Raw genomic sequence first — 23580 nt, 5'->3', positions numbered from 1 at the left:
CAATAAACCCTGCCAAATTATGACTGCCATAAAGTGAACCACTTTTCGCAAATAACCGCCCTTTGATGGGCGCGCGACGCACACTCTGGCGGTATTTTAAGGTGCCATCAATCCCGGCGATGGGCAGCATCGCTTTGAGGCCTAATTCTGGGTGGGTGAGAATATAGTGCACCACCTCAGAAAGCTGCCGTGCACTTAAACGATTATTCCGCGATAGCCCTGAGCCATCAACCATGATGGCATGGGTAAGATCCAGCCCTTTCTCGGCGAGGATCGCCTTCACCGCCGCCACGCCATTTCGGTACGATCCCGGTTGCTGAAAATACCGCTGGCCGACTGTTTTCAGCAGGTTATCCGCAATTAAGTTATCCGAGTCTTTTATCATGCGGGTCAGCAAGGCTTCCAAGTTGACGGAGTCGTGACGCGCCAGCTCTCGGGCTTGGCTTGGAGTGCGCGCCTGTACAATATTGCCTGTTACTTTGACGCCGAGCCGGGCTAATTCATCGGCAATTATCGCTTTCACATAAGCGGGCGGATTTTGCACGGCAAAATTGAGCGGCAGCGGTCGCTCTCGATGCGCTAAACAGCCAGAAAAACGATAATGATTGCGGGGAGTTGCGGTAAGGTCTAAGTCACAGTGTGCCGCGTCTTTTTGCTCTTCACTGACCGCTCGAGCTTCAGTCGTCACTGTGATCGGTTGATGGCTAGGAACATGGACACGGGTATGCTCGGCGTCTGGTGTGCTGTATATCGCGCCTTGCACACAATTGTGATTGAGCGCAATGGACGTCGAGGGAGCGCTATAACATACAGCGAGAATATCCCACGGCCAGCCAACGGCGCGTGATTTACCGCTAAAGATATGACCATCTAAAAAGACGTTATTAATCGTGGTGAGCCCTCGTGCGGGCAGCTGGCGAAGTAGTTGGCGCAAGTCTTTGCGTGTGAGCAGCGGATCACCGCTAAACACCAGTGCAATATCATCACCAGCTTGGACTAACCGAGTAGAAAAACGAAAGGTCTCTGGCAGATATAAGCGAGCGGCGAGACCGGTTACCAGCTTTTGCGTGCTGGCTGGCGGCAGTAATGCATCCGCTTGCAAGGCAACTTGAGGATGATTGGTTTTGACATCACTCACCCACAATGCCAGTTGGCTACCTTGGGGGAGGACTGGGGTGAGCTGTTCAACGCGCAGTGATTGCGAAAGGGCGGGCGAAAGGGCGCTGATCAATAAAACGCCAACCAGTACAATCGTTTGTCGAATAAAACCTGTCATGAATGCGTGCTCGGTCAGTTCTGTCTTTGCTCATCCTACCTTGTATAGCATTGAAGACAAGCGTCAAACGCACGCCGGCTGCGGCTGTACGTGCTTTTGTACCGGTGCGTGCCGTATAGGCCTCACGCTTTGCTTGGATCAAAGGTGATTTTGCGCGGATTCTTGTTTACAATCTGATGAAAGAGTTGAATTACGCCGCGCCCGAATCTTTGGTTTGGGCGTGGCTTTGTTTTGCCAAAATCCCTATGCTGCGGATTGAAAGAGGTAATGTCATTTATGGATAAAGTGCCAATGACCGTACGCGGTGAGAAACTGCTGCGTGAAGAGCTGGATAAGTTGATCAAGCGTCGCCCTGAGATCTCCAACGCTATTGCTGAGGCGCGTGAACTGGGCGATCTAAAAGAAAACGCAGAGTACCATGCCGCTCGCGAGGAGCAAGGCATCTGCGAAGCGCAAATCCGTGACATCGAATATAAACTCTCGGTGGCACAAGTGATTGATGTCACCAAGATGCCACAAAACGGCAAAGTGATTTTTGGGGCGACCGTGACACTGATTGACGTGAACACGGACGAGGAAGTGACGTATCGCATCGTTGGTGACGATGAGGCGGATATCAAAGCGAACTTGATCTCAGTGAATTCCCCCATTGCCCGTGGTTTGATTGGTAAAGATGAAGGTGACGAAGTCAGCATCACGACACCGGGTGGGTTAAAAGAATTCGAAATCGATAAAGTCGAGTATCTTTAAGAGAAAGTGTTACAGAGTGTAAACATTCTCTGACTTTGACACAGTAAAAAGGCCGCAATGCGGCCTTTTTGTTAAGGTATGCGGCAGGTTACCGCGAACCATTCGGTTATTTGCGCGGCAGCTCGATTTTACGCTCTTCGCTTTGGCGATAGATCACCAAGGTTTTACCAATAACCTGTACTTTTTCTGCGCCAGTTTCACGAATAATGGCGTCAACAATCAGGTTCTTGGTCTCGCGGTCTTCAGAGGCCACTTTCACCTTAATCAGCTCATGGTGGTCAAGAGCAAGCTCAATTTCAGCGACCACGGCTTCGGTTAAGCCATTTGCGCCCATCAATACAACGGGCTTGAGCTGATGAGCCAGTCCTTTGAGATACTGTTTTTGTTTGGTGCTGAGTTTCATGTTGGCTCGATTTCTATTTGCTAGGGGTTGAAAACATGCCATTCTAACGCCATCTCACCACAAACTGAAACAGTATAAATGGTGCTCATCGTGTTGCTGGCGGTTGAGCGCGATTGCCGACATGGCCAGAAAGGTGAGAAAGCAGGAACAACGCGTTGAATTCCCGCTGAATGCGACCCAAAGCGAGAGCCACTTTTAGGAAAACCATGAGTAAAAAAAAGCACTCTGCTAGCTCCGGACGCTGGCTAAAAGAACATTTTGACGATAAATACGTCAACGAAGCACAAAAAAAAGGGTATCGCTCACGCGCTATCTTTAAACTTGAAGAAATTCAGCAAAAAGACAGTATTCTAAAACCGGGCATGACAGTGGTTGATTTGGGGGCCGCGCCGGGCGGATGGTCGCAATACGCGGCGACGCAAGTCGGCGACGAGGGCCAAGTCATTGCGTGTGACATTCTACCAATGGACTCGCTGCCCGGTGTCAGTTTCTTACAAGGGGACTTTCGCGAACAATCTGTCCTTGATGCACTGTTAGATCGTATCCAACCGGACATGGTTGATGTGGTGATGTCCGATATGGCACCGAACATGAGTGGTAATCAAGCGGCGGACCAACCTCGTGCGATGTACCTCGTCGAGCTTGCGCTCGAAATGTGTCGTGAAGTATTGGGGCCTGATGGCGCCTTTATTGTAAAAGTATTTCAAGGCGAAGGCTTTGATCAGTATTTGGCCGAAGTGCGTAAAATGTTTAAAGCGGTCAAAATTCGGAAACCTGACTCGTCACGTGCGCGCTCACGTGAGGTCTACATTGTGGCTACAGGTTATAAACTGTAGTACCCTTACATTTATCTATCTCAGTTATGCGAGGCTAACACCTTGAGTGACATGGCAAAAAACTTGATTTTGTGGCTGGTTATCGCCGTTGTCTTGATGTCTGTGTTCCAAAGCTTTGGACCAGGCGACAGCGCCGGTCGTCAAGTCGACTACACCACCTTCGTACGTGAAATCGGCAACGATCAAATACAGGAAGTAACGTTTGATGATCGTGAGCTGACCATTACCCGACGTGACGGCTCACGCTATGTCACTTTCATGCCTGTGTATAACGATCCTAAGTTGCTGGACGACTTGCTCAACAAAAACGTGCGCGTAAAAGGCACGCCACCTGAAGAGCCAAGCATGCTGGCCTCGATCTTCATCTCATGGTTCCCCATGTTGCTGCTGATTGGGGTATGGATTTTCTTCATGCGCCAAATGCAAGGTGGCGGCGGTAAAGGCGCCATGTCATTTGGTAAATCCAAAGCCAAAATGATGAGTGAAGAGCAAGTTAAAACCACCTTCAGTGACGTGGCTGGCTGTGATGAAGCTAAAGAAGACGTCAAAGAGCTGGTGGATTACTTGCGCGACCCGAGCCGCTTCCAGAAGTTAGGGGGTAAGATCCCGACCGGCGTACTCATGGTTGGTCCTCCGGGTACCGGTAAAACCTTGCTGGCAAAAGCGATTGCCGGTGAAGCGAAAGTGCCTTTCTTTACCATCTCGGGGTCTGACTTTGTAGAAATGTTCGTGGGTGTGGGTGCCTCACGCGTACGTGACATGTTCGAACAAGCCAAGAAAGCGTCGCCGTGTATCATCTTTATCGATGAGATTGATGCGGTGGGCCGCCAACGTGGTGCGGGCCTTGGGGGCGGTCACGATGAACGTGAGCAAACCTTGAACCAAATGCTGGTTGAAATGGATGGTTTTGAGGGCAACGAAGGCGTGATTGTGATTGCCGCGACTAACCGCCCAGACGTTCTGGACCCCGCGTTATTGCGTCCTGGCCGTTTTGACCGTCAAGTGGTGGTCAGCCTGCCAGATGTCCGTGGTCGTGAACATATTTTGAAAGTACACATGCGCAAAGTGCCGTTGGGTAATGACGTCGATGCATCTTTGATTGCGCGGGGTACACCCGGGTTTTCGGGGGCCGACCTTGCCAACTTGGTGAACGAAGCTGCGTTGTTCTCCGCGCGTGGCAACAAGCGCGTGGTGTCGATGGTCGAGTTTGAGCTTGCCAAAGACAAAATCATGATGGGTGCTGAGCGCCGCTCGATGGTGATGTCGGAAGAGACCAAAGAGTCGACTGCGTACCACGAAGCAGGACACGCGATTGTCGGTCGTTTAGTGCCTGAGCACGATCCTGTGTACAAAGTGTCGATTATCCCGCGTGGCCGTGCGCTAGGTGTCACTATGTACTTGCCAGAGCAAGACAGAGTCAGCATGTCTCGTCAGCACCTTGAGTCGATGATTTCGAGCCTTTATGGTGGTCGCTTGGCCGAAGAGCTTATTTATGGCAAAGACAAAGTGTCGACCGGGGCATCAAACGATATTGAGCGCGCGACCGATATCGCCCGTAAGATGGTGACGCAATGGGGTTTCTCCGAGAAGTTAGGCCCACTGCTTTATGCTGAAGATGAAGGTGAAGTCTTCCTTGGTCGCTCTGTGACGCAGACCAAGCATGTGTCTGATGACACTGCGCGCCTGATTGATAGCGAGATCCGTGACATCATCGACCGTAACTATCACCGTGCGAAAGAGATCCTAGAAGAAAACATGGATATCATGCACGCGATGAAAGATGCACTGATGAAGTACGAGACCATTGATGCTGCCCAAATTGATGACCTGATGGCACGTCGCGATGTTCGCGAGCCAGCTGGTTGGGAAGGTGGCAGTGGTGGCTCATCTTCGGATGACACACCGAAAAAACCAGAGGCTTCCTCTGAAGCGTCTGATGATAAAAAGCAAAAACCGCTAGACTCAGAAAACCAATCTGAAGCCTAAGCCCACGCGATATAAAACCCCGATTTTATCGGGGTTTTTTTGATCCTTGTTGGGACATCTCATGGAAATAACACACAAAAATAAACAACTCTCCCTGGATAGCCCTGTTGTAATGGGCATTCTCAATGTCACCCCAGATTCTTTCTCTGATGGGGGGCAATATCAGCAATCGAACAAAGCGATTGAACATGCCATGCAAATGCTTGCTGATGGCGCCACGATTCTCGATATCGGTGGTGAATCGACCCGTCCCGGCGCTGCTGACGTGGCAGAACAAGAAGAAATCGATCGGGTTGTACCTGTCATAAAAGCCATTCGTGCCCAATCGGACTGTTGGATTTCTATTGATACCAGCAAAGCGGCTGTGATGCGTGCCGCGATAGAGGCGGGGGCGGACTTGATTAATGATGTACGTGCCTTGCAAGAGCCCGGCGCACTCGAGGTGGCAGCTGAACGACAAGTGCCTGTGTGTATTATGCACATGCAAGGGCAGCCGCGTACCATGCAAGCTGCGCCAGCCTATGACAATGTTACCCGTGACGTAAAAGCGTTTTTAACCGAGCGAATCCAAGCATGTGAAGCTGCCGGCATTTCAAGACAGCAGATTATCCTTGACCCTGGCTATGGGTTTGGTAAAAGCTTGGCCCACAATTATCAATTGCTTGCCGAGTTAGACAGCTTCCATGATTTTGGCTTGCCGGTGTTAGCGGGCATGTCGCGTAAATCAATGATCTATAAGCTAGTCGATAAGACACCACACGACATTTTAGGTGGTAGCATTGCATGCGCGACCTTGGCAGCGCAGAAAGGTGCGCAAATTATTCGCGTTCATGATGTGAAAGAAACGGCGGACGCGCTGCGTGTGGTCGCCATGACAAAGCGTGCAGGCGCACTAGGAGAATAAAAATAATGGCAGAACGTAAATATTTCGGTACCGATGGGGTACGTGGCAAGGTAGGTGAATTCCCAATTACCCCTGAGTTTATGCTCAAGCTTGGTTGGGCAGCAGGGCGTGTCTTGTCGCAACAAGGCACTCGTAAGGTACTGATTGGTAAGGATACCCGGATTTCAGGCTATATGCTCGAATCGGCCCTCGAGTCAGGTTTATCTGCCGCAGGTCTTGAGGCCGCATTTACCGGTCCGATGCCAACCCCTGCGATCGCATATCTGACTCAAACCTTCCGCGCTGAAGCGGGCATTGTGATCTCGGCTTCTCATAATCCGCACTACGATAATGGAATTAAATTTTTCTCGTCGGAAGGCACCAAGCTACCCGATGCGGTTGAGCTGGCTATCGAAGCTGAACTTGAAAAGCCGTTGAGCTGTGTGGAGTCCGCCGAGCTGGGTAAAGCGAGCCGTATCAATGATGCCGCGGGGCGCTACATCGAATTCTGTAAAGGCACCTTCCCCAGCGCACTAAGCCTGAGCGGGCTAAAGATTGTGCTCGATTGCGCGCATGGTGCAACCTACCATATTGCTCCTTCGGTATTCAGAGAGTTGGGGGCAGAGGTAACGACGATTGGTTGCGCCCCCAACGGCACCAACATTAACGACAAAGTTGGTGCGACAGACGTGCGTGCGTTGCAGCAGCGTGTTCTGGAAGAAAAAGCGGATCTTGGCGTTGCGTTTGACGGGGACGGCGATCGCGTGATCATGGTGGATCATCTTGGTAACAAGGTCGATGGTGATCAAATCGCCTATATCATTGCGCGTGAGAGTCTGCGTCGCGGTGAACTCAAAGGTGGTGTCGTTGGTACCCTGATGACCAACATGGGCATGGAACTGGCGCTTAAGTCGCTGGGCATTCCTTTTGCACGCGCCAAAGTCGGTGATCGCTATGTGATGGAAATGCTGCAAGAGAAAGGTTGGCGTATCGGCGCAGAGAATTCTGGCCATGTGATTGTGTTGGATAAAGTGACCACCGGAGACGGCATTGTGGCTGCATTACAAGTGTTAGCCAGTGTTGCAGCGACCGGCATGGATCTAAAAACACTGACCGACGGTATGACGCTTCTGCCGCAAGTGCTGGAAAATGTCCGTTTTAAAGGTGATGTTGACCCACTACAAAGCGAAGCCGTGCTCGCCGCGAAAGCCAACGTGGAAGAAAAGCTGGGTGAAAAAGGGCGTGTATTGCTGCGCAAATCAGGTACTGAGCCACTTATCCGTGTCATGGTTGAAGGGCCTGATGCGGAAACCGTAAAGGCTTATGCGCTTGAAATTGCAGAGGCAGTCAAAGCAAACTGTTAATAATTCATCAGCGGGTGGTTATAGAATGCGCAAACAGTGCCGAAATCAGGGTTTTTTGCATTTTTCTCTTGTTTCGGCATCAGGCTTTCGCTAGTATTCACCCGCTCCCAACGAAGGGGGCTGCGCTGGCTAAGAAGTAACACTGCCGGCTCAACAACCTGGAGCATAGGTGGAACCATGTACGAAATTCTACTTGTGATTTATCTGTTGGCCGCAATCGGTGTAATTGGCCTGGTTCTGGTTCAGCAAGGTAAAGGCGCAGATATGGGAGCCTCGTTCGGGGCTGGAGCATCAAACACAGTATTTGGCTCTGGCGGCTCTGGAAACTTTTTAACCCGAATGACAACCGGTTTTGCGATTGCATTTTTTGCCCTGAGCTTGGTGCTAGGTAACATGACAGCCCATAAGCCAAAAGCGAAAAGCGGTTTTGAAGATTTAAGTCAGCCTGCTGTAGAACAGCAAGCGACACCAACTGAGAATGAAATCCCTGTTGATAACAGCGAGATCCCTCAGTAAAAAATTTGCCGAGGTGGTGGAATTGGTAGACACGCTATCTTGAGGGGGTAGTGCCTGTATGGGCGTGCGGGTTCAAGTCCCGCTCTCGGCACCAAGGTTCTCAAAGTGCAATCACTTGCACCTTTGAAAGGAAAGGCGATATAATCATCGCCACTCGGACGCGGGATGGAGCAGTCTGGTAGCTCGTCGGGCTCATAACCCGAAGGTCGTCGGTTCAAATCCGGCTCCCGCAACCAATTTAGGTTTTGGAAGGTTAGGCTGCTGAATAGCCGAAGGTCGTCGAAGCTGAACTTCGCGATAAAATCCATCTTCCGCAACCACATTTAGTTAGCTGTTTACTCAACTGCTAAACTGAAAGACGCGTTAGCGTTCTTTTACAAAGTTACGCTAACTCGGCTAGCCAACGGCTGGCCGTTTTGCCCTCGGGGCAGTGCCAATAAAAACCATTTTTATCGGCACGGAGAGTTACTCTCTCGTTATTGCTGAAATATTTCCGAGACCAGCGATAACGGCTATACCAAAGACATGCGTCACTGGTATAGCATCAGGGTCCAGTTACATTAAACCCCGATTATCGGGGTTTTTTGTTATCTGAAAACGACCATTCGGATAGTAACTGGGCTTTTAAGCCCTTTTTTTATTTCTGGGGTTTGGAATGACAGGATTAGAGAAACAACTGACTGAACTTTTGACCGCGCCGGTTGAGGCGTTGGACTATGAGTTAGTTGGACTAGAGTTCGTTCGGGCTGGCCAACACTCAACATTGCGTATTTTTATTGACCATGAAAATGGCATTACTGTCGACGATTGCGCCGATGTAAGCCGTCAGGTTAGCGCAGTGTTGGATGTGGAAGACCCAATCACAGTGGCGTACAACCTGGAAGTGTCATCGCCAGGCGTGGATCGCCCACTGTTCACCGCTGATCATTATCAGCAATTCATCGGGCATGAAGTGAACATCGTGCTGAAAATGGCTATGCAAAACCGCCGTAAGTGGAAAGGAGAAATCCTTTCTGTCGATGGCGACACCATCACGGTTCGCGTTGACGGCCAAGATGAGGCGTTTGCCTTGAGTAATATCGCCAAAGCAAACCTGGTTCCTTCATTTTAAAAGTAAATGAGGCATTAGTAGATGAATAAAGAAATCTTGGCTGTTGTCGAAGCGGTCTCAAACGAAAAAGCCGTTCCGCGTGAGCGTATTTTTGAGGCACTGGAAACCGCACTGGCAACGGCAACCAAAAAGAAGTACGAAGCCGACATTGATGTACGTATCGCCATTGATCGCAAAACCGGTGAATTCGATACCTTCCGTCGTTGGCTCGTGGTTGACGAAGTCACATTGCCGACCCGTGAAATAACATTGGAAGCGGCGCAATACGAAGACGAAACGATTGAACTTGGTGGTTACATCGAAGATGAAATCGAGTCTGTCACTTTTGACCGTATTACCACCCAAACCGCGAAGCAGGTGATTGTACAAAAAGTACGTGAAGCTGAGCGTGCACAGGTGGTTGAGCAGTTCATGGATAACGAAGGTGAACTGGTTACCGGTGTTGTGAAAAAAGTGAACCGTGATGTGATCATCGTGGATCTGGGTAATAACGCAGAAGCTGTGATTCAGCGTGACGATCAACTACCGCGTGAAAACTTCCGTCCAGGCGACCGCGTCCGTGGTTTGCTGTATGCTGTGCGCCCAGAAGCGCGTGGCTTCCAGCTCTTCATGACACGCTCAAAGCCAGAGATGCTGATCGAGCTGTTCCGCATTGAAGTGCCGGAAATTGGCGAAGAAATGATTGAGCTGATGGGTGCGGCACGCGATCCGGGCTCACGTGCGAAGATTGCCGTGAAGACCAACGACAAACGCATTGACCCTGTCGGCGCTTGTGTCGGTATGCGTGGTGCGCGCGTCCAAGCCGTTTCAGGTGAGTTAGGCGGTGAGCGTATTGATATCGTGCTTTGGGACGATAACCCAGCACAATTTGTGATCAATGCCATGGCACCAGCCGATGTGGCCTCTATCATCGTCGATGAAGACACCCACACCATGGATATTGCTGTTGAGGCAGATAACCTAGCACAGGCGATCGGCCGCAATGGTCAAAACGTACGTTTAGCCTCACAACTRACCGGTTGGGAACTGAACGTSATGACRGTTGAAGAYCTWCAGAAAAARCACCAAGAAGAAGCRCAAGCCTCMKTSGAGYTGTTTGTKAAAYACCTCGAYATYGAYGAAGACTTTGCCGMRACCTTGGTWGAMGAAGGKTTYACCACTCTAGAAGAAGTGGCCTACGTTCCAACGAGTGAAATGCTCGAAATTGATGGCCTAGATGAAGACACTGTCGACATTTTGCGCTCACGTGCCAAAGAAGCGTTGACCACCATCGCACTGGCACAAGAAGAGTCGCTGGAAGGCGCTGAGCCTGCTGACGATCTGTTGGCGCTAGAAGGTCTTTCTCGCGAAATGGCCTTTAAATTGGCGGCGAAAGGCGTGAAAACGCTGGAAGATCTTGCCGACCAAGGCACCGATGATCTGTTGGACATTGAAGGATTGGACGAAGTAAGTGCGGGCGAGCTCATTATGGCAGCACGTAATATTTGCTGGTTCAGCGACGAAGCGTAAAGACGGCAAAGGAGGAGCAGAATGTCAGAGGTTACAGTACATACACTGGCGAAGGAAATTGATACGCCAGTCGATCGTCTGCTGAAGCAGTTTAAAGAAGCTGGTATGCAAAAGTCAGCTGACGATCAGGTAAGCCAAGATGAAAAACAAGCCTTGTTGGCGCATCTCAAACGTGAGCACGGCGACAACGGCAATGCTCCGACGCGTCTGACGCTACAGCGCAAAAAACGCAGCACGCTGAGCGTCTCAGGAGCTGGCGGAAAGAACAAAGATGTCCAAGTTGAGGTGCGTAAGAAACGCACCTATGTGAAACGTAGCGAGCTTGAAGAGCAAAAGGTTGCGCAAGAAGCGGAAGAACGTGCCAAACGTGAAGCCGAAGAGAAAGCGCGCCAAGAAGCTGAAGAGCAAGCGAAGCGTGAAGCAGAAGCGAAAGCCAAGCGTGAAGCTGAAGAAAAAGCCAAACGCGAAGCTGAAGAGAAAGCCAAACGCGAAGCCGAAGAGAAAGCTAAGCGTGAAGCCAAACCGCAAGCGCAACCACAAAACGAGCAGTCCGAAGAGGACGCAGCGGAGACTGCTGCGGCTCGTGCTGCCGATGCGCAAGCGAAGAAAGAAGCTGATGAACTTAAGCGTCGCCAGGAAGAGGAAGCCAAGCGTAAAGCTGAAGAAGAAAGTCAGCGGCAGTTAGAAGAGGCACGCAAAATGGCAGAAGCAAACCAAGAACGCTGGTCTGAACAAGATCAAGCGCTAACCACCATGGAGGCAGCTGATCACCATACAGTTACCTCTCAGTATGCCCGCGAAGCGGAAGACGAAGCGGATCGTCGCGAAGAAAGTGCTGCACCGCGTCGTAAGAAAAAGAAAAAAGCGACTCAAGCTGAGGATAAATCACCTCGTGGCCGTCGTGGCAAAGGTGGGAAAGGCAAAGGCCGCATGGCTAAGCCAACCTCGATGCAACACGGCTTTAAAAAGCCAGCGCAAAAAGTAAACCGTGAAGTTGAAATCGGTGAAACCATCACCGTTGCCGAGTTGGCCAACAAAATGGCGGTAAAAGGCGCTGAAGTCGTTAAAACCATGATGAAAATGGGCGCGATGGCGACCATTAACCAAGTGATTGACCAAGAGACTGCACAGCTTGTTGCAGAGGAAATGGGTCACAAGGTTATCTTGCGTAAAGAAAACGAGCTGGAAGAAGCGGTACTGTCTGATCGTGACAACAATGCACCCGTTGCGCCACGTGCGCCAGTCGTTACCATCATGGGTCACGTTGACCATGGTAAAACCTCGCTGCTTGACTACATCCGTAAGGCACACGTTGCCACGGGCGAAGCGGGCGGTATTACCCAGCACATTGGTGCGTACCACGTACAAACCGACAATGGCATGATCACATTCCTGGATACCCCAGGACACGCCGCGTTTACCGCGATGCGTGCACGTGGTGCTGGTGCAACGGATATCGTTGTCTTGGTGGTTGCTGCCGACGACGGCGTAATGCCACAAACCATCGAAGCGATCCAACACGCAAAAGCGGCCGGTGTGCCTCTTATCGTGGCGGTGAACAAGATGGATAAAGAGGGTGCTAACCCTGACAACGTGAAGAACGAACTGGCACAGCATGACGTGATCCCAGAAGACTGGGGTGGTGAGAACATGTTTGTTCACGTGTCTGCGAAACAAGGCCAAAACATCGATGCGCTACTAGAAGCTATCTTGCTGCAATCAGAAGTTCTTGAACTGAAAGCGGTTAAAGATGGTATGGCGCGTGGCGTTGTGGTGGAGTCTCGCCTCGACAAAGGTCGTGGTCCAGTTGCTACCGTATTGGTTCAAGAAGGTACGCTCAAAAAAGGCGATATCGTTCTGTGTGGTCTGGAATATGGCCGTGTCCGAGCGATGCGCGATGAGAATGGCCAAGAAGTAGAAGAAGCGGGACCTTCGATTCCTGTGGAAATTCTGGGCCTATCTGGCGTGCCTGCTGCGGGTGATGAAGCCACGGTGGTACGTGACGAGAAGAAAGCGCGTGAAGTGGCGCTGTATCGTCAAGGCAAGTTCCGTGACGTTAAGCTGGCGCGTCAGCAAAAAGCCAAACTGGAAAACATGTTCTCGAACATGGAAGAAGGTGAAGTGGCTGAGCTGAACATCGTACTTAAAGCTGACGTACAAGGCTCAGTGGAAGCGATCAACGATGCACTGGTTAAGCTCTCAACTGACGAAGTAAAAGTGAAAGTTGTGGGTTCTGGTGTTGGTGGTATCACTGAAACTGACGCAGTACTTGCGGCCGCGTCTAACGCCATTATCTGTGGCTTTAACGTGCGTGCGGATGCCGCTGCGCGTAAGACCATTGAAGCGGAAAGCTTGGATCTGCGTTACTACTCTGTCATCTACACCATGATTGATGAAGTGAAACAAGCGATGAGCGGTATGCTTGCGCCTGAATTCAAACAAGAAATCATCGGTTTGGCAGAAGTGCGCGATGTCTTCAAATCACCAAAACTGGGCGCCATTGCTGGTTGTCAGGTATCTGAAGGTGTGATTAAGCGTAACAACCCAATTCGTGTCCTACGTGAAAACGTGGTTATCTACGAAGGTGAGTTGGAATCACTACGCCGCTTCAAAGATGATGTGAACGAAGTGAAGAAAGGCTACGAATGTGGTATTGGCGTGAAGAACTACAATGATGTTCGCGTTGGTGACCAAATCGAAGTTTATGAAACCGTTGAGATTCAACGTTCAATTGACTAATTGAACGCGACAATACAACGAGGTTGTTTGGATACACCGTGGGGGGAGGCGCATGCGCTTACCCCCATTTTGTTGAGAGAAAAGATTATGGGTAAAGATTTTAGCCGTACTGATCGCGTTGCGCATCAGCTGCAAAAAGAGATTGCACTGATCCTACAACGCGAAATCAAAGACCCTCGCATCGGAATGGTCACCGTATCCGATGTGCAAATTTCACGTGATCTGGCGTATGCCAAAGTCTTCGTGACCTTTTTAACCGTCGATGAGCAAGCCCCTACCGAGAGCCTAAAGGCGCTGAACGAAGCCAGTGGCTACATCCGTTCATTGGTTGGCAAAGCGATTCGTTTGCGTGTGACCCCTGAGCTGACCTTCGTGTTTGACGAGTCACTGACTGAAGGGATGCGTATCTCGAACTTGGTCAGCAAGGCAGTACGCGATGACGATGAACGTCGCGGTGATGATGAAAAAGGTGAGGAGTAACTGATGGCGCGTCGTCAACGTCGTCGAGGTCGTCCGGTGGATGGGATTATCCTACTCGATAAACCAACCGGCATGACGTCCAATGATGCTTTACAAAAAGTAAAACGTATCTTCTTTGCGGAGAAGGCTGGCCACACGGGAGCACTGGATCCACTTGCAACTGGGATGCTGCCGATCTGTTTGGGTGAGGCAACCAAGTTCTCTCAGTTTCTGCTCGACTCCGATAAACGTTATCGAGTGGTCGCCAAGCTGGGTGAGCGTACCAATACTTCAGATGCAGATGGTGAAGTGGTAGAAACCCGTGACGTCAAAGTAAACCTAGGTTTGCTTGAGCGTTGTATTGCAAAATTCCGCGGGGAAACCCAGCAGATCCCATCGATGTTTTCGGCGTTGAAATACCAAGGGAAACCTTTGTATGAATACGCGCGCCAAGGCATTGAAGTACCACGTGAAGCGCGCACCATTAAGGTCTATCAGATTGAGCTGCTGCGTTTTGAAGGTCATGAAATCGAGATGGAAGTGCATTGTTCAAAAGGCACCTACATCCGGACCATTGTTGACGATTTAGGTGAAATGCTCGGCTGTGGTGCACATGTCACGGCGCTGCGTCGTATTGGTGTATCAGGCTATCCAGCACGAAACATGGTGACCTTAGAGCAGCTTGAAAGCCTGCTTAACCAAGCGCGTGAGCAAGAGATCCAGCCAAAACAACTGCTCGATCCTTTGCTATTGCCACTTGATACGGCGGTACAAGATCTGCGCGAGATTAACCTGCTGCCCGTCGTGGCAAGTTATGCGCTACAAGGTCAAGCGGTGCAAGTGCCTAACGCTCCGACCGAAGGATATGTGCGTTTAACGGCTGGCGATGAGCGTCAGTTTATCGGTGTGGGTGAGATTGATGCTGATGGTCTGGTTGCGCCGCGCCGTTTGGTCGCGAGCCGTCAACCTGAGCCGCAAACCGCGAGCAGTGACAACGCCTAGCTACACGTTGGCGGCACGCTTAGCTAAGACATGCGCTTTCCAAGTACAGCTGGCGTGAGCGTTTACGGGCGTGCTGCGAATAAACTTGTCGCATTTTCAAGCGGTAAGGTAGCGACAGTAAGAAATTGGCGTGATAGTCGGCAATAACATTGCGATACCCAGCTAAAACGGGTAGAATTCGCGCCTTCGGGCACTGGCTGAATCAGAGATTGGCTAGTGCATGATAATCACACACTCTTATTAGGAGAGCATTATGTCTCTGACTGCAGAAGCAAAAGCTAAAATCGTTGCTGATTTTGGTAAAACTGAGAACGATACTGGTTCACCAGAAGTTCAAATCGCCCTGTTGACTGCATCTATCAACGATCTGCAATCGCACTTCGCTGAGCACAAAGGTGACCACCACAGCCGTCGTGGCCTGCTACGCATGGTTTCACGTCGTCGTAAGCTGCTGGACTACCTGAAAAAGAACAATGTTGACCGCTACTTGGACGTTATCAAGCGTCTAGGCATCCGTCGCTAAGATTCTGGAGAAAAGGGAGCTCAGGCTCCCTTTTCTTTTGCGATAAAAAACGCGCCATCGGAGTTTTATCCGTGGCGCGTTTTGTCGTTATAGGGTTCAGTCAATGCGGGGAGCGGCACGCTGCTGACGCGTTATTCCTGACGAAGCGCTTTCGCCGCTGCAACCATATTTTCTAATGCCGGGATCACCTCATCCCATTGGCGGGTTTTTAGGCCGCAATCTGGGTTTACCCACAACCTTTCTTCCGGAATACGGGCGGCAGCCTTTTTCATTAACGCAATGATTTGTGCCTGACTGGGAATGTTTGGCGAGTGAATGTCATACACACCAGGACCAATATCATTGGGATAGTCAAAATGATCAAATGCATCCAACAGTTCCATATCCGAGCGTGAGGTTTCAATGGTGATCACGTCGGCGTCCATGTCAGCAATCGATGCGATGATATCGTTAAACTCGGAATAACACATATGGGTATGGATTTGCGTCTCGTCACTCACGCCATTGGCGGCAATTTTAAACGCGTTGATGGCCCAATCGAGGTAGTGTTGCCACTCACTGCGGCGCAGAGGTAAGCCTTCACGGAGTGCCGCTTCATCTATTTGAATGATTTTAGTGCCGGCTTTCTCAAGATCTTGCACCTCTTGGCGGATCGCCAGTGCCAGTTGGTTACAGGTCTGAGATCGTGGCTGATCATCACGCACAAATGACCAATTAAGAATGGTGACCGGTCCAGTGAGCATGCCTTTCAGCGGCTTATCAGTCAGAGACTGAGCGTACTGGGTCCACTCCACTGTCATTGCTTTCGGGCGCTCAATATCCCCAAATAAAATCGGCGGCTTCACACAGCGAGAACCATACGATTGTACCCAGCCAAACTGACTGAATACATACCCATCCAGCTGTTCGCCAAAGTACTCCACCATATCGTTACGTTCAGCTTCACCGTGAACCAAGACATCGAGCCCTAACGCTTCTTGCTTTTCCACCGCATGGGCGATCTCTTTGCGCATAATGTCTTGATAAGTGGCGGCATCAATGTCGCCCTTCTTGTATTGCAAGCGTGTTTGGCGAATGGCACTGGTTTGTGGAAATGACCCTATGGTGGTGGTCGGGAAGCGCGGCAGTTTAAGCTGCTCGTGTTGCACGCGAATACGTTCGGCAAATGGACGTTGCCGTGTTCCTAACTGCGGTGTGATTGCTGCCAATGCGGCTTGCACCTTAGGGTTGTGTACGCGCGGTGATTGCTGACGGCTTTCGATTGCTTCACGATTATTGTCCAGCGCTGACTGAACGGTCTGACGGCCGTGATTAAGGGCGCGAGCGAGTACATCCAGCTCCTCGAGTTTTTGATGGGCAAAGGCAAGCCAGTTTTTTACTTCAGGATCGAGCTTTTGTTCGCTCGCCAAATCGACTGGCACGTGCAGCAAAGAGCAAGAGGGTGCGAGCCAGAGGCGATCCCCCAAAGATTGATGAATCGGTTCGAGCCACTCTAACGTAGCATCAAGGTTAGTTTTCCAAACATTACGACCATTAATCACACCCAGAGACAGAACGTGTTGATCGCTAAGCGCTTCACGGTATGCATCCACATCCCTTCGGCCACGAATAGCATCCAAGTGCCAGCCGTCAACGGGCAACGATTGCGCTAATGGACGATTTTCAGCTTGCTCGCCGAAGTAGCTCGCCAGCAATAACTTGACCTTAGTTTGGCTTAATGCACGATACGCGGTTTTTAGCGCCGTCTGCCATTCAGGCGCGAGCTCCGTGACCAAGATCGGCTCATCGATTTGGACCCACTCAATGCCTTTTTCTGCCAGTTTGCTCAGTAAGGTTTGATATACGGGTAAGAGCTTATCGAGCAGATCTAGCTTGTTAGAGGCATCTTTTTCCTTACCTAGCCACAGATACGTGACGGGACCGACTAAAACCGGTTTGGCCTGAACACCAGCTTGTTTGGCTTCTTCTATTTGCGTCAATAGATTTTCAGCATGAAGACTAAACGTTGTTTGCGCGGTAAATTCTGGCACGATGTAGTGATAGTTAGTGTCAAACCACTTAGTCATCTCACCGGCGTGCACGCACTGGCAAGCACTATCGTTTGCTGAGCGACCGCGAGCGACGCGGAAGTAGTTGTCAAGGTCGTTGTCTTGGTGCGAGGCAACACGTTCAGGCACATTGCCGACTAAAAAGCTGGTGTCGAGTACATGATCATAAAATGAAAAGTCGCCAACGGGAGCGATGTCGAGTTCACTTTGTTGTTGCCAGTGACTGCGGCGCAGATCTTTCGCAAGATCGGTTAAGTCTTGTTGTGATGATTCGCCACGCCAGTAACGCTCGAGTGCAAATTTAAGTTCACGCTGTGCGCCGATACGTGGAAAGCCGAGATTATGAGTTTTAGCCATCTATACGTCCTCCTTTTCGATTGAAATCAGCATAGGGCTTTCTCGTTATGAACTAAAATGGCATTATTTCATCAATCAATGAATTTTGGTCATGGAAAAGACATGTTAGAACGTCACCACCTTCATATTCTGCGTGCCATCAAAGAGCAAGGGTCGCTTACCGCAGCCGCAGAGAGGCTATACCTCACTCAATCCGCGATCAGCCACGCAATGAAAAAACTGGAAAGCCAGCTCGGGATTCGCTTGTGGCAAAAGTCGGGGCGACAGCTTCATTTTACGCAAGCAGGTGAGTACTTGCTTACACTGTCTGAGCGTATGCTTCCTCAGTTCGAACACGCTGAACAGCAACTTAAACAATTTGCACAAGGCCAGCGTGGCACACTGCGCATTGGTATGGAGTGTCATCCTTGTTATCAGTGGTTGCTTAAGGTGGTTGAGCCTTTCTTGCATCAATGGCCGGATGTGGATGTTGACGTTAAACAAAAGTTCCAATTTGGTGGTTTGGGCGCATTATTTGGCCATGAGATTGATGTACTCGTCACGCCCGATCCTTTGCTCAAGCCAGGTATAGAGTACGTATCCGTATTCGATTATGAACTCGTGCTGGTTACTCATCGCCAAAGTGCTCTGGCAGCGTTTGACTACGTTGAGCCCCATCAAGTGACGCAAGACGTCCTGATCACCTACCCAGTCGATCAATCGCGTTTAGATGTCTTTACCCAGTTCTTGGCGCCGGCGCACTGTGCCCCACGCAAACACAAAACGATTGAAACCACAGATATCATGCTGCAAATGGTTGCCGCAGGGCGAGGGATTGCGGCTTTGCCCAAATGGCTGGCACAAGAATACCAGCAGCGACTCAACCTTCATATTCTTCGTATGGGCGAACAAGGTATTCACAAGGCCATTCATCTTGGGATGCGAGAAGAAAAACGGGATGATTACATTGATGATTTTATCGTCAAGGCGCGTGATATATCGCTAGAACATTGCGAGTAAGTAAGCTTTATACAAGGTCGATTATCATACTGTTCTAGCGACACATTCGCTCGATCTCATAAGACATGTTCTCCCTTGCCTATTTGTCTCATTTTTGAGCCGTATGGGTCGCACATTTCTGGTTAAAATCGCTTTTATCTATGTCTATATACTTAGATAATCTGAGGTAATAGATATTTTGAATGCGTCTCACACTTTTATCGGTTAAAGAGTCTCGTACTATGAAATCAATCTCGCTCTCTCGCAACGTTACAATCGACACAATTCAAGGCAGTGGCCGTGTTTTAGTCAATGGTGAACTGACCACACTCAGCGAAGGGGCTACGCTCCCGTCGGGAACCCAGCTTGGCTTGCCGGATAGCAGTGATACTGTTATCACCTTGAGTGACGGGACACAGCTTATGATTGAACCGCAGAGTGAATCGTCGGACTCTCTTTTTGACGCATTACCACAAGACGTCCAAGACGAAATCGCAGACATTCAGCAGCAAATCCTTGACGGTGAAGGCGAGATCACCATTCAAGAAGATCAGGCGACGGCTGCGGGGCAAGACGCGACCGGAAGTGGCTCGTGGAGCTATGTGAACATTGCGCGTGATGGAAGCGAGACCATCGCAAGCTCTGGATTTGACTCTGACTCGATTGCTAACAACGCAGGCGCGATTGGCACTAACCAAGAAGACGGCTTTGGACGCTTCGTTGATGCAACGGCACCCAACGCGCCAGGTGTGACCATCCTCAATGACGCAAACAATGATGGTGTGATTAGCAGCCAAGAAATTGGCGACGGTATTCGTGTATCTATCGATCTAACGGGCACTAACGCTAATCCGGGCGATGTGTTAACGGTGAATGGACAAGCCTTCACCCTGACAGACGACAATATTACCGACGGCTCTGTCGTCGTGACCCTCCCTGATACTCCCGCAGACGGTGAACCCCTCACCGTAGACGCCACCATTACCGAYACCTCCGGYAACACCTCCGCACCGGGCAGTGATAGTGCAACAATTGATACCAGCGCAGACGCCGGCATAGTAAGCGTAGATAACATCACCAGCGATGACGTGATCAACGCGCGRGAAGCAGGCGGGCCCATAACGGTGACCGGTACGGCGACAGGTGGCGACATCAGCGAAGGCGATGTGGTGACCATGACCATCAATGGTACCGAGTACAGCACCACCGTGGATGGTAGTGGCAACTGGACAGTGGATGTGGCGGGCAGCGACCTGGCGGCGGATACCGAGTTCGAGGTGATTGTGAGCTCGACAGATGACGCGGGCAATACGGTAGAAAGCACTGGCTCATCAGAGCATACGGTTGATACGGCGGCCCCAGGCGAAGGTGGCGATAGCAGCAACAGCATCGCGTTCGACGATGCCGATGACCTGATCAACGAGAGCGAACAAACCTCCGTGACCTTCAGCGGCACGGTGGAAGACGGTGCGGCGATAGACAGCATCGTGATCAGCGACGGCGACGCCAACACGGCCGACATCACCGTGGATGCGAACGACATCAGCGTGGATGGTGATGGCAACGTGACCGTCATAGGCCAAGACGTGAGCAGCCTGGCCGATGGCGAGCTGACGGTGACCATGACGGTGACCGATGAAGCCGGAAACCAGGGCAGCGTGACGGATGTAGTTACGCTGGACACCGAGTACGGCGAAGACGGCGACGATGATGGCGATGGCATCACGCCGGCAAGTGTGAGCATCACGGACAGCACAGCTGACGACAATGATGATGAAATCACGGGCGACGAAACCGCGACCATCAGTGGCACCATAGGCGAAGGTGGCGCGAGCCTAGACAGCTTGGTCATCAGCGACGGCACCAACAGCATCACCATCAATGTGGGCGATGTCACTGTGGACGCAAACGGCAACTACACCGTGACCGGCGTAGACGTGAGCGACCTGGCGGATGGCGAGTTGACCGTGACCGCGGTCAGCACCGACGTGGACGGTAACCAGGCCGAGAAGACAGACACGGTCGGGAAAGACACCGAGTACGGCGAAGACGGCGACGATGATGGCGATACCATCACGGCACCAAGCGTGCTCATCACCGACAGCACAGCTGACGACGGTGATGATGAAATCACGGGCGACGAAACCGCGACCATCATGGTGAACTTCGGCGAGGGCGTGAGCTCAGGCTCAGCGCAAGTGGTCATCAGCGATAGCGATGCAGATAACGACGCGACAGTGACGTTAGACGTTACCTTGAATGCGGATGGCACGCTGACGTATGACGGCAGCACGATCGAGGCAGATGCAGACGGCAACTACACCATCACAGGTGTGGACGTCAGCGGCCTGTCGAATGGCACCGTAACGGCGAACGCGACGTTCACTGACCAAGATGGCAACGTAGAGACCGCAGACGACACGGTTGCGAAAGATACCACTTACGGCGAAGACGGCGACGATGATGGCGATACCATCACGGCACCAAGCGTGCTCATCACCGACAGCACAGCTGACGACGGTGATGATGAAATCACGGGCGACGAAACCGCGAACATCAGCGGCAACATCGGTGAAACCGACGCAGCGACTGTGGATCTGGTACTGACCGACAGTGCAGGCAATAAGCTTGAGTGGTCAAACGTCAGCGTGGACAGCGATGGCAACTTCACGCTTGAAAACGTGGACGTGAGCAGCCTGAAAGATGGCACCTTGACTGTGGACGCGACGTTCACCGACCAAGATGGCAACGTAGAGACCGCAGCCGACACGGTTGCGAAAGACACCAATGTCTCCAAACCGACCATCGATCTGGTTGCGTCGAGCGACAGCGGCGACAGCGCCACAGACAACCTGACCAACGATACGACGCCGACGTTCGCACTGGGCAATATCGACAGTGATGCTGTGAGAGTGGAAGTGTTCCTCGGCAGCACGTCACTGGGCTTTGCTGGAAAAGATTCAAACGATAACTGGATGTTTACGCCTCAGAAGTTGCTCTCTGCGGGTGCGTATAACTTTACGGTGCAGGTGACGGACAGTGCAGGTAATAGTGACATATCCGATGGGCTACAGGTCACAATTGATACATCAGCTTCAGCGACGATCACAATTGATACGATAGCGGATGATGACGTTGTTAACGAGCAAGAAGCCTCTGGCGACGTGACAGTGACTGGCGCTGTAGGCGGCGATGCGAAACCGGGTGATACGGTGACATTGACGCTGCAAGCCGCCGGAGATGATGTGACAACATACACAGGTATCGTCAAAGATGATGGTACTTATAGCATCAATGTCCCGGGGAGTGCGTTGGTATCGGATGCAGACAGCGCGATTGTTGCGAGTGTGACTGGCACCGATAAGGCGGGCAACCCGTTCACGGCGACGACAAGTCCGAGTGGTGAGAATAAAGATGGCGACTACGAGGTTGATATTGTTGCCCCCAACCCTCCAATCATCACCAATATTACTGATGACTCAGCGGGTAGTGATTACAGCGACGTCACTATGCACGGTACGGGTGAACCTGGAGCAACCATTTCGATTTATTTCGAAGGCGAGAGTGGAACGCCTCTTGTCCAGGCAACCGTGGATACAGACGGTTCGTGGACTGTTGCTCTAGAGGACATTGCCAGTATTGGCATTAACGAAAATGTTCGTCTAGAGGCAGTACAAAGTGATGCTGCCGGTAATCAAAGTGAACCGTCGGATGCAGTGCATTACTGGCACGGTAGTTGGGCGAATGCAAATACCGAAGCAGGAGATGATTATGTCCTAACCGGTGAAGGTAACGATACGGTCAATATCATTACCGATGATGCGAACGATCAATTGGTGATTGATGGTGGGGCGGGTACTGATAAAGCTGTGTTCAATACTCGTGTTGATCATTTGTCTTTTAGTAAAGACAGCAATGGTTATCTCATCGTCGAAAACAGTGATACCGGAGATCGTATCGAGCTGCGTGATTTTGAGACAATCAATATTGATGGTGATGAAAAACATATTGATGAACTCTTTACGCCAACAGTGACTATTAGTGAAGACGCTAACGATGATGGCGTTATCACTGCTAATGAGCTGAATGGTGACGTTGATGTGATTGTCGGTCTGCCTCTTGGGGCCTCTGTGGGCGACACCATCCGTGTCAGCGATGGCACCACGACCAACGAGATCGTGTTGGCCGAGGCCGACATCGACAACGGCCGCGTAGCAACCTCGTTCGATGCGCCAGGGGAAGGTGAAACCTTCACTGTGACTGCAGGCAGCGACAACGCGACCGTCGATACGGTGTTCATCAATGACGGTGAGTACGCGCCAGCAGTGAGCATCGTGGATGACGCGAACGACGATGGCGTGATCAACAAAGACGAGCTGGGTAACGACAACGTTCAGGTGAGCGTATCGGTGAACGGTGAAGAGCTTGCGAAAGGCGGTTCAGTGAACCTGACCATCAGCAATGGTGGCGTTGAGAGCACAGTGACGTTGAGCCTGAACGACGAAGGCAAGCTGGTCGATGCGGCTGGCACAGAATACACGTACGAGAATGGCACCATCACCTGGACAGAAACCGTGGCCGAGGGCGAGAGCATCAAAGTGGATGCGACGCAGACCGACCGCTACGGCAACGTGTCGAAGGAAGGCAGCGACAACGCGACCGTCGATACGGTGTTCATCAATGACGGTGAGTACGCGCCAGCAGTGAGCATCGTGGATGACGCGAACGACGATGGCGTGATCAACAAAGACGAGCTGGGTAACGACAACGTTCAGGTGAGCGTATCGGTGAACGGTGAAGAGCTTGCGAAAGGCGGTTCAGTGAACCTGACCATCAGCAA

Annotated in this window: 18 protein-coding genes and 2 tRNA genes; 16 read left to right on the top strand and 4 right to left on the bottom strand. The window is 51.2% G+C overall.

What is annotated here, in order from left to right; translation table 11 throughout:
• Positions 1–1276 (bottom strand): D-alanyl-D-alanine carboxypeptidase/D-alanyl-D-alanine endopeptidase (gene dacB, locus BZG83_RS11400; RefSeq protein WP_077480641.1); only part of this gene is annotated, 1276 nt, incomplete at its 3' end.
• Positions 1277–1552: 276 nt separating this feature from the next.
• Between dacB and greA the strand changes: the two genes are divergently transcribed.
• The gene (gene greA, locus BZG83_RS11395; protein ID WP_069589897.1) at positions 1553–2026 is read left to right on the top strand and encodes a transcription elongation factor GreA; all 474 of its coding nucleotides are present in this window, start codon (positions 1553–1555) and stop codon (positions 2024–2026) included.
• Between the two features lie 106 nt (positions 2027–2132).
• Here the strand turns inward: greA and yhbY are convergent, their stop codons facing one another.
• On the bottom strand, positions 2133–2429 hold the full coding sequence (gene yhbY, locus BZG83_RS11390) for a ribosome assembly RNA-binding protein YhbY (RefSeq protein WP_069589899.1): 297 nt from the start codon (positions 2427–2429) through the stop codon (positions 2133–2135).
• Positions 2430–2635: 206 nt separating this feature from the next.
• Here yhbY and rlmE point away from each other — a divergent pair, with 206 nt between their 5' ends.
• From rlmE to glmM, 4 genes are all read left to right on the top strand, one after another.
• Positions 2636–3265 carry a 23S rRNA (uridine(2552)-2'-O)-methyltransferase RlmE gene (gene rlmE / locus BZG83_RS11385; protein WP_077480639.1) on the top strand — a complete coding sequence of 210 codons (630 nt, stop codon included), beginning with the start codon at positions 2636–2638 and terminating at the stop codon, positions 3263–3265.
• Between the two features lie 51 nt (positions 3266–3316).
• On the top strand, positions 3317–5251 hold the full coding sequence (gene ftsH, locus BZG83_RS11380; RefSeq protein WP_077480637.1) for an ATP-dependent zinc metalloprotease FtsH: 1935 nt from the start codon (positions 3317–3319) through the stop codon (positions 5249–5251).
• A gap of 61 nt (positions 5252–5312) precedes the next feature.
• A complete protein-coding gene (gene folP / locus BZG83_RS11375) occupies positions 5313–6155 on the top strand; it encodes a dihydropteroate synthase (RefSeq protein WP_077480635.1) in 843 nt (280 codons plus the stop codon).
• Between the two features lie 5 nt (positions 6156–6160).
• Positions 6161–7498: a phosphoglucosamine mutase gene (gene glmM / locus BZG83_RS11370; RefSeq protein WP_069589906.1), complete on the top strand. Its 1338-nt coding sequence runs from the start codon at positions 6161–6163 to the stop codon at positions 7496–7498.
• On the opposite strand, the gene BZG83_RS16740 is transcribed toward glmM, so the two are convergent.
• On the bottom strand, positions 7495–7665 hold the full coding sequence (locus BZG83_RS16740; protein WP_158074958.1) for a hypothetical protein: 171 nt from the start codon (positions 7663–7665) through the stop codon (positions 7495–7497). The genes glmM and BZG83_RS16740 overlap by 4 nt on opposite strands.
• Before the next feature lie 10 nt (positions 7666–7675).
• On the opposite strand from BZG83_RS16740, the gene secG reads away from it, so the two are divergent.
• The 9 genes from secG (at position 7676) to rpsO (ending at position 15357) form a co-directional block, all read left to right on the top strand.
• The gene (secG, locus tag BZG83_RS11365; RefSeq protein ID WP_077480633.1) at positions 7676–8014 is read left to right on the top strand and encodes a preprotein translocase subunit SecG; all 339 of its coding nucleotides are present in this window, start codon (positions 7676–7678) and stop codon (positions 8012–8014) included.
• A 7-nt stretch (positions 8015–8021) separates the two neighbouring features.
• Positions 8022–8108: transfer RNA gene (locus BZG83_RS11360), tRNA-Leu, on the top strand.
• A gap of 65 nt (positions 8109–8173) precedes the next feature.
• Positions 8174–8250: transfer RNA gene (locus BZG83_RS11355), tRNA-Met, on the top strand.
• A gap of 419 nt (positions 8251–8669) precedes the next feature.
• A complete protein-coding gene (gene rimP / locus BZG83_RS11350; RefSeq protein WP_069589909.1) occupies positions 8670–9125 on the top strand; it encodes a ribosome maturation factor RimP in 456 nt (151 codons plus the stop codon).
• Positions 9126–9146: 21 nt separating this feature from the next.
• Positions 9147–10634 carry a transcription termination factor NusA gene (nusA, locus tag BZG83_RS11345; RefSeq protein WP_077480631.1) on the top strand — a complete coding sequence of 496 codons (1488 nt, stop codon included), beginning with the start codon at positions 9147–9149 and terminating at the stop codon, positions 10632–10634.
• Between the two features lie 21 nt (positions 10635–10655).
• The gene (gene infB / locus BZG83_RS11340) at positions 10656–13373 is read left to right on the top strand and encodes a translation initiation factor IF-2 (protein WP_077480629.1); all 2718 of its coding nucleotides are present in this window, start codon (positions 10656–10658) and stop codon (positions 13371–13373) included.
• Between the two features lie 87 nt (positions 13374–13460).
• Positions 13461–13853 (top strand): 30S ribosome-binding factor RbfA, encoded by a 393-nt coding sequence (gene rbfA, locus BZG83_RS11335; RefSeq protein WP_069589913.1) that lies wholly within the window; start codon positions 13461–13463, stop codon positions 13851–13853.
• Positions 13854–13856: 3 nt separating this feature from the next.
• A complete protein-coding gene (truB, locus tag BZG83_RS11330; protein ID WP_069589915.1) occupies positions 13857–14834 on the top strand; it encodes a tRNA pseudouridine(55) synthase TruB in 978 nt (325 codons plus the stop codon).
• Between the two features lie 253 nt (positions 14835–15087).
• Positions 15088–15357: a 30S ribosomal protein S15 gene (gene rpsO, locus BZG83_RS11325; protein WP_069589916.1), complete on the top strand. Its 270-nt coding sequence runs from the start codon at positions 15088–15090 to the stop codon at positions 15355–15357.
• A gap of 131 nt (positions 15358–15488) precedes the next feature.
• Here rpsO and metE read toward each other — a convergent pair whose 3' ends face one another.
• The gene (metE, locus tag BZG83_RS11320; protein ID WP_077480627.1) at positions 15489–17762 is read right to left on the bottom strand and encodes a 5-methyltetrahydropteroyltriglutamate--homocysteine S-methyltransferase; all 2274 of its coding nucleotides are present in this window, start codon (positions 17760–17762) and stop codon (positions 15489–15491) included.
• Between the two features lie 102 nt (positions 17763–17864).
• On the opposite strand from metE, the gene BZG83_RS11315 reads away from it, so the two are divergent.
• Positions 17865–18761, top strand: coding sequence for a LysR family transcriptional regulator (locus tag BZG83_RS11315; RefSeq protein WP_077480643.1), 897 nt, complete (start codon positions 17865–17867; stop codon positions 18759–18761).
• A gap of 221 nt (positions 18762–18982) precedes the next feature.
• On the top strand, positions 18983–23580 hold a 4598-nt coding region (locus tag BZG83_RS11310; RefSeq protein ID WP_158074957.1), incomplete at its 3' end, for an Ig-like domain-containing protein.

It is taken from the genome of Salinivibrio sp. PR919, from assembly GCF_001995355.1.
In the GTDB taxonomy this organism is placed as follows: Bacteria; Pseudomonadota; Gammaproteobacteria; order Enterobacterales; family Vibrionaceae; genus Salinivibrio; species Salinivibrio proteolyticus.
This window is presented reverse-complemented; position numbering and strand designations above follow the sequence as displayed.